Source organism: Paenibacillus hunanensis (assembly GCF_014645615.1).
In the GTDB taxonomy this organism is placed as follows: domain Bacteria; phylum Bacillota; class Bacilli; order Paenibacillales; family Paenibacillaceae; genus Saccharibacillus; species Saccharibacillus hunanensis.
In genome coordinates, this window is the sequence record NZ_BMMB01000004.1 from 357,014 (window position 1) to 369,962 (window position 12,949).

A 12,949-nucleotide genomic window follows, 5' to 3' on the forward strand; every position below is an offset into this window, starting at 1 on the left:
TGAAGCAGATAAATAGGTTATTCGCGTACGATGTTATAGTATTTCTATAGAATAAATTGTGAAGGAATCATGTTCTGATGTACTCACAAAATTTGCTTCGATTCCACTTGAGGCAAACTGTATTGGATTTTAGTGGATAAAATATATTTTTGAATGGTTTTGATCTGAATTTTGCTTGAGATAAATGTGAACAAGTGTAGATCGGATAAGTTAGCAATAAGTGTGGAAGCATATAGTAATAGATAATATATCTACGAAGTGATTGATATAACATGAACAAATGAATGAAGTGGAGTACAAAGTGTATCTTGAAAGTTCCTGTCACTGATATGTTCAATGGGAAAACTGATACAAACGCACAATATTAGTGCATAAACGAAACAAAATTATGAAGTCACAAGCACTGAACGTAGACAAGGAAATAAGGGAAAAGGACGACTTTGGAGGGGCGGGAATCTACATTATCTCCCTAATCCATAGATTCCCGCGGCTCCACCGGAGTCTGTTCCCTTATTCCTTGTCGGAGTGGATTGAAGCACCTGCATCAATTCAGCATAACCGCTCGAATCAAACACTAATTCATTCCATAAAACCATCTACAAAACTACCAAAAGCCGCTTACAACCAAGCGGCTTTTATCATTCCTCATCCTATACCGAAGTCGCATGCTATTCGCACCTTGACCATTCCGCCCGTCAGTGCGGCTGCTCCTCCCGAAATCCTTCTCCATGCACATCATTCACTTCATTAATAATCACAAACGCCCGCGTATCAATCGCCTTCACAATCATATGTACACGGCGAATCTCCTGCCGGGATACTACACAGTAGGCCATCTGCTTCGCCTGCCCTGAATAGGCACCAATCGCCGGAATAAGCGTTACCCCGCGATCCATCTCCTTCATAATCTGTGCCGCGATGATATCCGCATGATCACTAATAATCGTAAATGCCTTACCCGAATACGCGCCCTCCTGAATAAAATCAATAATCTTCGTCGCAATAAATACGGTCACCAGCGTATACAGCACTAGCTCCTTGGAGATAAAGAAGAGCGATGAGCCGATGATCACGATATCTAACCCCAGCATCACCTGCCCGATGCTCCAGCCAAAGCTACGGTTCAAAATAGTGGCAATAATATCCGAGCCTCCGGTCGTTCCACCGAATCGGAACACGATCCCCAGTCCGAGCCCTAGCGTTACACCAGCATACAGTACAGCCAGAATATAATCATGCTCCGTCTGAAATGGAGCAATCCAGCCCTGCTTGATCAACCATTCAAATAGCCACAGGAAGAACGATAACGAGCCGATGCCGACACCTGTATAGATCATTCTGCGCCAGCCAAGCATTTTCAGCCCGATCAAAAATAGCGGAATATTCAATAGCAGTGTAGACAAGGCAGGAGCCAGTCCAAATCCATAATTCAGCAAAATGGTAATCCCGGTTACGCCGCCTTCCATGAGCTTATTCGGAATAATAAAGTAGAGTAAGCCAAATGCATAGATAGCGGCACCACATATAATCGGTAAAATAACGCGAAGCTGCTTCCAGAAACGTTGTACCATAAACGAAGACCTCCATAAATGTGATAGCCAGGAATGAGTATGTCATTATGAACAAAAAAGCATTTGTTTTCAAAATCGCTTTAGGATAACATGGTAATGATAACTTGCACGAATGGAAGGATACCGAACAACGCGGGTGCACTTGAATACGCTCAAGTGATCGTATCGATTAGTAGCAGGGTGACCGCTCCATCCTAACTATAGGAGGAAGTCACGCATTCGGCAATAGGGCAGGAAAAGCCTGCCAGGACAGGGCTGCATATGTATACAGCAATCGCTTTTTTTATGCTGTATAGCGTCCCGGGTCACAGGATGAATTTGGTTGATGGAGGGAATACAGATGACGGAAAAAACGCTGGCAACGATGCAAAAGGAAGTCGATGCGTACATTTCACAATTCAAGGAAGGCTACTTCTCGCCGCTGGCCATGCTGGCACGGATGTCTGAAGAAGTAGGCGAGCTGGCGCGTGAAGTGAATCATTCGTATGGTGAGAAGCCAAAAAAGAATGATGAAGCCGACAATTCGATCGAGCTGGAGCTTGGCGATATTTTGTTTATTACGATCTGTTTTGCGAATTCGCTCGGGATCGATCTGACCGAAGCGCATAACAAAGTTATGCATAAATTTAATACACGAGATAAAGATCGCTGGACGCGGATCGAAGACGGTAATACCGACGAATCTGAACAAGCGGGTAAAGGAGAATAACATGAGCGAGCAAATCAAAGTAATTGTAGCAGGGGCTGGCGGACGTATGGGCCGTGAGGTCGTCAAGCTCGTACTTGGCGATGAACAGCTAGAACTAGCAGCAGCGATTGGTCGCTCGGATGCTGGACGGGATGCAGGCGAGCTAGTGGGCATGAAGAATGCAGGTGTTGCGCTTGTGCCAAGTTTGGAGGAAGCGCTCACGTCAGTCAAAGCCGATGTGCTGGTTGATTTTACAACACCAGAATTTGCCTATGAGCATGCCCGTCTGGCTATTCAGCACGGGGTGCGTCCAGTAATGGGAACGACAGGATATACACCGGAACAGATTGATGAGCTTGATCGTCTATGCAAGGATGCAGGCATCGGTGGCTTGATCGCACCGAACTTCTCGATTGGTGTAATTCTGATGATGCGCTTTGCTGCTCAGGCTGCCAAGCACTTCCCGCATCTGGAGATTATCGAAACGCACGGTGATCACAAGCTGGATGCCCCTTCTGGTACAGCAGTGAAAACGGCTGAAATGGTGCGCGAGGTTCGTGAATCATTTAAACAGGGTAATCCGAATGAAAAAGAAACGATTGCTGGCTCGCGTGGTGGCGAATTTGATGGCTTCCGCATTCACAGTGTTCGTTTACCTGGCGTATTTGCTCAGCAGGAGGTTATTTTCGGTGCCTTTGGACAATCGCTCAAAATTCGCCACGATTCGTATGAGCGTGCAGGCTACATGCCTGGCGTGAAGATCGGTGTACAAAAGGTGATGGAGTACACGGGTATGGTATACGGCTTCGAGCGTTTTGTAGATTAATATTGGATAGGTGTAAACAATACAGACTATATGATTAGGGGAGATTGCCATGTTCCAGATAGCTTTTGTCGCGCACGACCGCAAAAAAGATGAAATGGTTAATTTTGTGACTGCCTATGAGCATGTATTTCACGGTCATAAGCTATATTCGACCGGAACGACCGGACAACGTATTATGGCGCAAACAAAGCTGGATATTCATCGTTTTATGTCTGGTCCGCTCGGTGGTGACCAGCAGATCGGTGCACTTGTCGCGCAAAATGAGCTGGATTTAATCATTTTCCTGCGTGATCCGCTGATGGCACAGCCACATGAACCGGATATTACTGCATTGCTGCGTATTTGCGATGTGCAGGGGATTCCGGTTGCGACGAATATTGCGACCGCGGAGATTCTCGTTAAAGCACTGGATCGTGGTGATTTTGCCTGGCGTGAGCTTGCACATAAGTACAAGCCAGCTGGAGAGGAATTGAAATGAACGAGAAGCTAGATATCCTCGTCTTCGGTGCTCATGCCGATGATGCGGAGATTGGTATGGCGGGAACAATTATCAAACACACCACTGCCGGCCTTCGGGTCGGCATCTGTGATCTAACCTATGCAGAAATGTCGTCAAATGGCACGGTTGAGCTGCGTAAGCAAGAAGCTGCCGCTGCTGCCGATGTGCTCGGTCTGTCCTACCGTAGTAATCTCGGGTTACCTGATCGCGGTCTGGAGCGCAATCCCGAACAGCTGGCAGTGATTACTGCCGAAATTCGCCGCTGTGCGCCACGAATTGTATTTGCGCCTTACTGGGAAGATCGTCATCCTGACCATACGTGGTGTAGCCGACTGGTCGAAGAAGCCGTATTCAATGCGAAGCTTCGTCGCTACATGCCAGAGCTGCCACCTGTACAGGTAGAGCAGATCTATTACTATTTTATCAACGACACCGCGCCTGCAAGTGTGCTTGTCGATGTCACTGCTCAATACGAGCGCAAGGTCGATGCCTTATCCTGCTACGCCTCCCAATTCGGTCTGGCACCTGGCAATGACGCTGTTGCTACGCCCTTAACGCAGGGCTACGTCGACCGTGTTCGTTACCGCGATGCTATCGCCGGTCAACGCAGCCTGATTCCTTACGCCGAAGGCTTTGTCATCAAAACGCCTTTTGTAGCGGATATGCTGTTATAGGAACGGATAAGCGGCCCCTGCATCCAAATGCATGATATAAAAAGGCATAGCGGTACCGAGCTAAACAGAGCACACCAGGATACACAGCTTTACTTACTTCGCTTACTATGTACTCCACACTGATCAAGTATGCGATTATGCTCTACATCAGAATGGTCTAATCACACATAGATGAATTATGAATCGCGACAACGTTGAAAAGAATATACCTCATATTTTAAAACTGGAAGGGAGATTGCCCTTATGGACACGATGCTTAAAATAGGCATCACTTGTTATCCTTCACTTGGCGGATCGGGCGTCGTGGCTACCGAACTTGGCAAGCTGCTTGCTGAAAAAGGGCATGAAGTTCACTTTATTTCGCATAGCGTACCTTTTCGCCTGGGAACTTTTCATAAAAATATTTTTTACCACGAAGTTGAAGTCAATGACTATTATGTCTTCAAATATCCGCCCTACGACCTGACCCTTGCGAATAAAATGGCGCAGGTTGCCAAAATGCAGCAGCTGGACGTTCTGCATGTACACTACGCAGTGCCACATGCCGTTTGCGCATTTTTAGCGAAGCAGATGGTCGGTGAGCATCTGAAAGTAGTTACCACATTGCATGGTACCGATATTACTGTGCTCGCTCAGGACGAATCGCTCAAGGATCTGATTCGATTGGCGATCAATGAAAGCGATGCGGTTACCGCTGTATCACGCGATCTGATTCGTGAGACACGCGAGCTGCTTGATATTACACGCGATATTGATCTAACGTATAATTTTGTAGACAAACGGGTTTATTATCCGCGCGAGATTCAGCAGCTTTGCGATGATTTTGGCTTTGGCGATGATCGGATCATTATGCATATTTCCAACTTCCGTCCGGTTAAGCGCGTAGGTGATGTGGTGGAAGCCTTTGCTCGCATTAATAGCGAAGTGCCATCCCGCCTTGTACTGGTCGGAGAAGGCCCGGATTTGCCGAAAATCCAGTGGCGCATTCAAGAGCTAGGCTTGACGGAGCGCGTACATTTCCTGGGCAAGCAGGATGATATTCCGCAGGTGATCTCGATGGCAGATATCTTGATGCTTCCATCGGAAAAGGAAAGCTTCGGTCTGGTTGCGCTGGAAGCGATGGCGTGCGGAGTACCTACGATTGGCTCGCGTGCTGGAGGGATTCCAGAGCTGATCGTGCACGGGGAAACCGGCTATCTATCATCGATTGGCGATACCGAGGATATGGCGCAGCATGCGATTCAGCTGCTGACCAATCCAGCGCTGATGGAGCAAATGCGTCAAAATTGTATCACTCGTGCAACAGAGCAATTTAGCAATGATGCGATGATGGAAAAGTACGAACAAATTTACTATCGTGTGCTGGGACGGCAAATGCCAACACCCTCCACGGTTCGGGGTTGATCAATGATATGATGCAATGGAATTGGGTGGACGCGCACACGGCGGAACGGGGAATGTCCCTGCTCCGCCGTCTCGCTGACCACGGATATGAAGGTTATTTTGTCGGTGGCTGTGTCCGCGATGAGCTGATGGGTAGACCGATTAATGATATGGATATCGCGACCAATGCAACGCCAGAGCAGGTACTGGAGCTATTCGAGCATACTGTACCTACGGGTATTGCACACGGTACGATTACCGTTATTGTAGATGGTGAGCATTTTGAAATAACGACCTATCGAACGGAAGGGCAATATGTGGATCATCGTCGCCCGGAGCAGGTTGAGTTTGTTAGCGATCTGTATGAAGATTTGCGCCGCCGTGATTTTACGATGAATGCGATTGCGCGTGGACTGGATGGCGAGTACGTAGATCCATTTCATGGACGTGAGGATTTGCAAAAGGGCATCATTCGCTGTGTCGGTGTACCGGGTGAGCGTTTTGATGAGGATGCGCTACGGATGGTGCGTGGTCTGCGCTTTGCATCTGTGTTTGATTTTGAGCTGGAGCCCGAGACATGGGCAGCGCTGCTGGAGCGACGCGAGCTGATTCGTTATATTGCGACGGAACGTATCCGCGTCGAAATGGAGAAAATGATCGCTGGATCACATCCGGTCAAAGGGATTCGTTTGCTCCAGCAGAGCGGTCTGGTCGGCTACATGAAGGTTAACGTACCCTGTCCTGCGGCAAGGCCAGAGCTGCTGGAACGCCTGGAGGTTGTAGCAGGCGAACCGTGGTTACTGCGCTGGACGCTGATCATGCTAGCGCTTGGCTGTAATGATGAACAAGCAAGGCAGGCGTTGAAGCAATGGACATTTTCTAATGCGGCAGTAGATCTTGTTGTACGGTTATTGCGTCTGCATCAGCAGCTGTTGACTGTCGATATGCCAACCGCTCAGGATACGAATGACAAGCATGACGTTGTTGCTAGTCAAGAGAAAAGTAACCCTGCACGTCTCACGCTTATCGCTGGTGTGCTGCACTATGGGCAGGATACGGCAGAACTGTGGCAACAGCTATACACCGCTTTGCCTGAGCAGGATCATACGCCGACACTGCGTATACTATATGAGCAGGCTCCAGCATGGATAGAAAGTATGCAGGCATACAGTCTGGCTGATCTATGTGTGAATGGTCAGGATGTACTGTCTGCACTGGATACACGCGGTGGCCCGTGGCTCGGTAAGCTTATGCAACAGATACTGCTAGCCGTAGCGAGTGGTAAGCTGGACAATGAACGCAATACCGTACTGGATTATGCGCGCACGCATGCAGAGACAGGAGGGAAGGCCAATGCGTGATGAACAATTGCTGGAGCTATTAACCGAGCGACCAGGCGAGTACATTTCCGGTGAGGAAATTAGCCGCCGTCTGTCTGTAAGTCGTACCGCTGTCTGGAAGGGCATCAATCGGCTAAAGGAGCAGGGCTATGAGTTCGATTCCGTTACGCGTCGTGGCTATCGTATCGTGCGCTTACCTGATCGGTTTGACGAGGTTTCGTTACGGTTGCAGCTGGGGAAGCTTACCTCCTGGGGACAGCCACTGCATCTGCTGGATACTATTGGTTCGACACAGGATCTAGCTCGTGAGCTGGCCGAGAAGGGTGCGCCTGAAGGAACACTGGTCATTGCCGAGCAGCAAACGGCTGGACGTGGTCGTCAGGGTCGAGTGTTCCATTCGCCTGCTGGACGCGGTGTGTGGATGACACTTGTGCTTCGTCCACAGCAACCGCTACAGTATACTTCCCAGCTCACATTGCTTGCCGCTGTAGCCATTTGCCGTGCACTGCGGGATGTGAGTGGTCTGGATATCGGTATCAAGTGGCCCAACGATCTGCTGATCGGCAATCGCAAGGTATGTGGTATTCTGGTTGAATCTGCGGCTGAGGATGGTCATGTGCGTTATGCACTGGGTGGATTCGGGATTGATGTGAATGTGGCGCTGGAGGATTTGCCGGAGGAGGTCCGTCCGCTCGCGACCTCGCTGCGTATTGAGCGCGGAGAACCGGTCGATCGTACAGCCGTAGTAGCGGCGATACTGAGTGAGCTGGAGACACTATATCATCTATACAATCGCGAAGGCTTTGCTCCAATTGCGGCGCTCTGGGAAGCTTCGGCGCTGGCGATTGGAAAAGTAGTCACGGTCAAAACGCTACAGCATACGATGACCGGTATTGCTCGGGGACTGGGAGAAAACGGTGAATTGCTGTTAGAGCAACCAGACGGCAGTATCACTCCTGTATATTCGGGTGAAGTCGGCTTCTAAGTATAAGTCATGGTATAGCTGTCTAAGCATAAACATATTACTTAGGTCGTGTTAAGATGACTAATCGTTAACAGTAAAGGGCTGCTGTGTAAGTGGAGAGATTTTATTAGACCGCCACGAGCATAGTAGCTTTTTGCGTATTTTGTTTATGTTTTTAGAAGAATTCGGGCATGATTCTAACCAATAGACCATACAAATATTCTACAATTCCGGGCGATTAAATCGGATATATATACCATTCGTAAATAGCTATATTTTTTATGGCAAAATGAGTGTAATTGCTAGCGTACTCTGTTATACTATGCAGGAAGACGGTATCGGCATGGCCGAGCCGTACTTTATCATGTTATATTGGTGTGAGCTGGCAGGCAAGCACCGTTAGACGCAATGCTCTACTGCGCCTGGCAGATGACGGAACAGACCACAATTGTGGCTGGCATCAGTAATCTGACCGCAAATGGCACTAGCCCCGATACAGCATACATGCAGCGAAGAGAACGGTATCTTATAGAGCCGGATCATCGATAGCTGCTATGGATGAGTAGAGGTAGAAGGAAAGGTCTGTGACTTTTCTGGCTGAACGGTAGGCATCATCCAATTATGCTGGACAGGCTGGAGTGTGAACTCCATACATCTGGCAAACCTGCTGTATCCCATTATGATTCGTATCCACAACAAGATACGCTGAAGAAGCGAGGTGTTGGCACCATTCAATTCTGCTCTGAGCCGTTACGGGACCGAGACAGGAGAGATGATCGCAAAGTGACTCTTTTTTGGACTCAGGACCTTTTTCGTACGAGACGAAAAGGTTTTTTATTTTGTCCAAAAACAATATTGAATACAAAGGAGCTTGATGTCACATGGCAGCCAAAACGCCGCTGAATATTGTCAAAATGAAAAAAATGAAATCCGAGCGCAATCCGCTCACGATGGTAACCGCATACGATTATCCAACCGCTCGCCTTGCTGAAGAGGCTGGGATAGATATGCTGTTGATTGGAGATTCGCTTGGCAATGTTGTGCTGGGCTATGATTCTACCATTCCGGTTACGGTTGATGATATTGTGTATCATTCCCGTGCTGTGGCACGCGGTGCCCAATCGACCTTTATTGTAGCGGATTTGCCTTTTATGACCTATCACGGAAGTATAGACGAGACACTGCGCACCGTTAAGCGCATTATGCAGGAAGGCCATGCCCATGCAGTAAAGCTGGAGGGCGGCGCTGAAATTGCCGACACCGTTGCTGCGATTACCCGTGCAGGTGTACCTGTACTGGCGCATATCGGTCTGACCCCACAATCGGTGCATCAGATTGGTGGCTATCGTATTCAGGGCAAAGATGAGCAGGATGCACAGCGTCTGCTGGACGATGCGAAGGCATTGGAAGCGGCTGGCGCATTTGGCGTCGTGCTGGAGCTGGTGACTGAGGACACCGCTGCACGCATTACGGGCGAGCTATCCATTCCAACGATCGGCATCGGTGCAGGTCGCGGCTGCGACGGTCAGGTACTCGTATTCCATGATGTGGTTCAATATACCGATAATTATCGTGAAAAACGATTTGTAAAAACATACGCCGACATTGGTGCAACGATTCGGACGGCGTTAGAGCAATATGTGAATGAAGTGAAGACACGCGCATTTCCAGCGGAGCAGCATGTGTTTAATCCGGATGAAAAAGCACTGGATTCGCTGTATGGACAACAACGGAAGGTGGAGAATTTATCGTGAAGGTCGTACGTAGCATTGCTGAAGTCAGACAGCAGGTCAAACAGCTTCGCCAGCAACGTAGTCAAGGTGGAGGGGATGCGGTTGTAGGTCTGGTGCCAACGATGGGCTTTTTACATGATGGTCATGCAAGTCTGATGCGCCGTGCTAAGCAAACGAGTGATATTGTCGTGATCAGTATTTTTGTGAACCCGATTCAATTTGGGCCTAATGAAGATTTTGAACGCTATCCGCGTGATGAACAGCGCGATCTGGCGCTGGCAGAGCGTGAAGGTGTAGATGTCGTATTCATGCCAACGGTAGAGGATATGTATCCTGCTCCAACCAAGACGCATGTGACAGTAGCAGAGCTGACCGATACATTATGTGGCGCTTCACGTCCAGGTCACTTTGACGGTGTGTCAACTGTCGTAACCAAGCTGTTCAATATCGTAAAGCCTGATGAAGCCTTTTTCGGAGCGAAGGATGCACAGCAGGTGGCAGTTATCAAGCAAATGGTCATCGACCTGAATATGGATATTAACGTTGTAGCTTGTCCGATTGTCCGCGAAGTAGACGGATTGGCACTAAGCTCGCGTAATGTATACCTTTCAGCAGAGGAACGTGAGCAAGCACTTGTACTATCTCGTTCACTGGAAATGATCAAGCAGCGTGTAATCGAGCAACCGGAGCTCACTGCTGGTGACATTCGCAGCATGCTACGCAGCGAGATCGGTACTTCATCGATTGCTATTATTGATTATGCCGAAATTATGACCTTCCCGCAGCTTGAAGCGATGGAAGATCGTGCGGTTGTGCGTGATGTAGCAGGGGAAGTGATTGTGGCACTGGCTGTGAAATTTGGCAAAACACGTCTGATCGATAATGCGATCTTCTCGCCATCCACATTGCCTCAAACAGTGGTACACGCCTGAGTGTAATCGATATACAGCATCAATATGCTGGCAGTGATCCATCTTCATAAGCTCGTCTTATCGATGAATTCACCCCTATACGCAATGGTATAGCTGAGTGTATGGGTGAATATACAGGATAACAGATGAGTCATAAACGAACAAAAAGTACAACGAATAGATACTATATTGAGAAAGGGGTTGCCCTGCATGTTTAGAACGATGATGAAATCGAAAATTCACCGCGCGACGGTAACCGAAGCTAACCTGAACTACGTAGGCAGCATTACCATCGACGAGGATCTGATGGACGCCGCAGACCTACTGGAAAATGAAAAGGTTCAGATCGTCAATAACAACAATGGCGCTCGTCTGGAAACGTATGTGATTACAGGTCCACGCGGTAGCGGTGTAATTTGCCTGAATGGAGCGGCGGCTCGCCTTGTACAGCCTGGCGATAATGTGATCATTATTTCTTACGCAGTGCTCGATAATGCGGAAGCGAAGGAGCATCGTCCAACAGTTGTATTTGTAGACGATGCGAACAAAGCCGTTATGGAAGCACACAAGGAAGTTCACGCAACGATTGTGTAAAGTAAACAAAATAATTTAGTTTATATTAGTAAAAGAGCATAAATAACATGTTAATAGATGTTCATAACATATCATTTATGCTCTTTATAATTTATTTTAATGTGTGTACTTGCTTTGTCTTTTAAATAGTAAGAATGATCCAGCAATTAATAAAAGACAGAATAATAATAGTATAAATAATGATTGTGTAACAGGAATAGGTACTGGCACGATTAGTTCAAATTTTCCTTTGAATGAAAAGATAGAATGAGCAACGCTTGCAATCAAATTTTTAAAATCATACTTACCAAGTAATGGAACAAAGAAGTTGTAAACAAAAATTAGAATAGCTGGGAATAAGGTTGTTTTGAAAATAATCCCAAGTAAAAATCCAATTGCTGTAAATATTATGCATAAGAATAGAGCATACAGAAGTTGTAAAGGAAGAGAGCCGATAGAAAAAGTATCCACGATAGGAAATGAGTAAACAGGAACTTTTTTGCTCAAATATATACTAGCAACTAGACCAGCCAAGCAAGAAATGATTAAAGTTATAACCATAACTACTATTATGCAAATCAAACTTACAATGAATTTAACTGTAAGTATATGTTTAGGAGTTGCATGTAGCATTTTTAATTTTAGTGTTTTATATTTGTAATCGTAAGTAGCTACATACAAACCGTATAATCCGAAAATAATTGGACAAAATGCAAATAACAACCATTCTAGTGTTGGTGTGATTAGATGAACTCCATCCAAAATATAGATTGTAGAAGATAATTGATCATAGTAGTACCTTACAGAGTTATCAACAAGTGAGCTACCGGGAGCTGAACCAGGAAGTTTGAGAAGTGCCTCTACATCAACACCTTGCTCTTTATAAAAAGTATATGACTTTAAATAGTTATTATAAGCATTAATCGCTTTAGATATAAGTCCATATATATTAACCAATGATAAAAATACGGCTGATACCAAAGTAATCCAGAGAACGTGACTGTAACGTTGATATAGGAATTCTTTTTTCAAGCTATCCCATATGGTTACGGTAGATTTCAACTAAATCATCTCCATTCTCTTTAATGTGATCCATTTGGGTAGCTGTCTGATTGGCAATGACAATCACAGAATCTACCAGATCATCATAAAAATCAAACTGGTGACCTGTTGCGATAACAGTAATGCCTTGTAATTGCTCTTTTAAAATCTTTTTAAGTTGAAGTAATGAGTCATAGTCTAAACCATTTGATACTTCATCCAAAAATAAGTAATCTGGCTCATACAATAATGCAATTAACAAGCTGAGCTTTTTACGTTGTCCATATGAGTAATGCTTTACTTTCTCCTGTAAAAGCTCAGGATCAATAATACTTTCAGCTTTATTCTCAATGTATTTTCGTGATATATTCCCAAAATATAGTATTTCAATGTTTTGGAAACCAGTCAAGTGATCATAAAGAGGAGTTTGATCGTAAATCGCATAAATTTTAGGTGGAGATGTTTGTGCAGTCTGAGTATCAAATAAAATCTTCCCTTGATAAGGCTCTAATCCAATCAGACATTTTAGTAGTGTAGTTTTACCACTTCCATTTGCACCAGCAATAAAAGTAAAACGATGTTTAGGAATAATTAAATTAACATTTTCAAAAATGATTCGTTTACCATAAGTTTTACAAAGATTTATAGTTTGGATCAAATGATATCACCTCAGCTGCTTTAAAATAAACAGACGACTACCTAGGTACAATAGCCGCCTGTTCATATTTTAGCTATATACTTTAGAA

The 12,949-nt window shown here is 46.1% G+C and carries 13 protein-coding genes; 10 read left to right on the forward strand and 3 right to left on the reverse strand.

Annotation, left to right across the window (positions count from 1 at the left end):
- Positions 1–695 precede the first annotated feature (695 nt).
- Positions 696–1,571: a YitT family protein gene (locus IEX62_RS10395; protein ID WP_188775434.1), complete on the reverse strand. Its 876-nt coding sequence runs from the start codon at positions 1,569–1,571 to the stop codon at positions 696–698.
- Positions 1,572–1,911: 340 nt separating this feature from the next.
- Between IEX62_RS10395 and IEX62_RS10400 the strand changes: the two genes are divergently transcribed.
- The 10 genes from IEX62_RS10400 to panD all read left to right on the forward strand — a co-directional run bounded on the left by IEX62_RS10400 (position 1,912) and on the right by panD (position 11,183).
- Complete coding sequence (locus IEX62_RS10400) at positions 1,912–2,280, forward strand: nucleotide pyrophosphohydrolase (protein ID WP_188775436.1); 369 nt, start codon at positions 1,912–1,914, stop codon at positions 2,278–2,280.
- A gap of 1 nt (position 2,281) precedes the next feature.
- On the forward strand, positions 2,282–3,085 hold the full coding sequence (gene dapB, locus IEX62_RS10405) for a 4-hydroxy-tetrahydrodipicolinate reductase (RefSeq protein WP_188775438.1): 804 nt from the start codon (positions 2,282–2,284) through the stop codon (positions 3,083–3,085).
- Positions 3,086–3,134: 49 nt separating this feature from the next.
- On the forward strand, positions 3,135–3,563 hold the full coding sequence (locus IEX62_RS10410; protein WP_188775440.1) for a methylglyoxal synthase: 429 nt from the start codon (positions 3,135–3,137) through the stop codon (positions 3,561–3,563).
- Positions 3,560–4,258 (forward strand): bacillithiol biosynthesis deacetylase BshB1, encoded by a 699-nt coding sequence (gene bshB1 / locus IEX62_RS10415; RefSeq protein ID WP_188775442.1) that lies wholly within the window; start codon positions 3,560–3,562, stop codon positions 4,256–4,258. Before IEX62_RS10410 ends, bshB1 begins: the two co-directional genes overlap by 4 nt.
- A gap of 243 nt (positions 4,259–4,501) precedes the next feature.
- Positions 4,502–5,662, forward strand: a complete 1,161-nt coding sequence (gene bshA, locus IEX62_RS10420) for an N-acetyl-alpha-D-glucosaminyl L-malate synthase BshA (RefSeq protein WP_188775443.1) — start codon at positions 4,502–4,504, stop codon at positions 5,660–5,662.
- A gap of 8 nt (positions 5,663–5,670) precedes the next feature.
- On the forward strand, positions 5,671–7,002 hold the full coding sequence (locus IEX62_RS10425; RefSeq protein WP_188775444.1) for a CCA tRNA nucleotidyltransferase: 1,332 nt from the start codon (positions 5,671–5,673) through the stop codon (positions 7,000–7,002).
- Positions 6,995–7,966, forward strand: a complete 972-nt coding sequence (locus IEX62_RS10430; RefSeq protein ID WP_188775445.1) for a biotin--[acetyl-CoA-carboxylase] ligase — start codon at positions 6,995–6,997, stop codon at positions 7,964–7,966. Before IEX62_RS10425 ends, IEX62_RS10430 begins: the two co-directional genes overlap by 8 nt.
- A gap of 860 nt (positions 7,967–8,826) precedes the next feature.
- A complete protein-coding gene (gene panB, locus IEX62_RS10435; RefSeq protein ID WP_188775446.1) occupies positions 8,827–9,699 on the forward strand; it encodes a 3-methyl-2-oxobutanoate hydroxymethyltransferase in 873 nt (290 codons plus the stop codon).
- Positions 9,696–10,610 carry a pantoate--beta-alanine ligase gene (gene panC, locus IEX62_RS10440; protein ID WP_188775447.1) on the forward strand — a complete coding sequence of 305 codons (915 nt, stop codon included), beginning with the start codon at positions 9,696–9,698 and terminating at the stop codon, positions 10,608–10,610. Before panB ends, panC begins: the two co-directional genes overlap by 4 nt.
- Before the next feature lie 189 nt (positions 10,611–10,799).
- Positions 10,800–11,183 (forward strand): aspartate 1-decarboxylase, encoded by a 384-nt coding sequence (gene panD / locus IEX62_RS10445; protein WP_188775448.1) that lies wholly within the window; start codon positions 10,800–10,802, stop codon positions 11,181–11,183.
- A 96-nt stretch (positions 11,184–11,279) separates the two neighbouring features.
- On the opposite strand, the gene IEX62_RS10450 is transcribed toward panD, so the two are convergent.
- Both IEX62_RS10450 and IEX62_RS10455 read right to left on the reverse strand, forming a co-directional pair.
- Positions 11,280–12,224, reverse strand: a complete 945-nt coding sequence (locus IEX62_RS10450; RefSeq protein WP_188775449.1) for an ABC-2 transporter permease — start codon at positions 12,222–12,224, stop codon at positions 11,280–11,282.
- On the reverse strand, positions 12,196–12,861 hold the full coding sequence (locus IEX62_RS10455; protein ID WP_188775450.1) for an ATP-binding cassette domain-containing protein: 666 nt from the start codon (positions 12,859–12,861) through the stop codon (positions 12,196–12,198). The genes IEX62_RS10450 and IEX62_RS10455 overlap by 29 nt, the downstream gene beginning before the upstream one ends.
- Between the last annotated feature and the right edge of the window lie 88 nt (positions 12,862–12,949).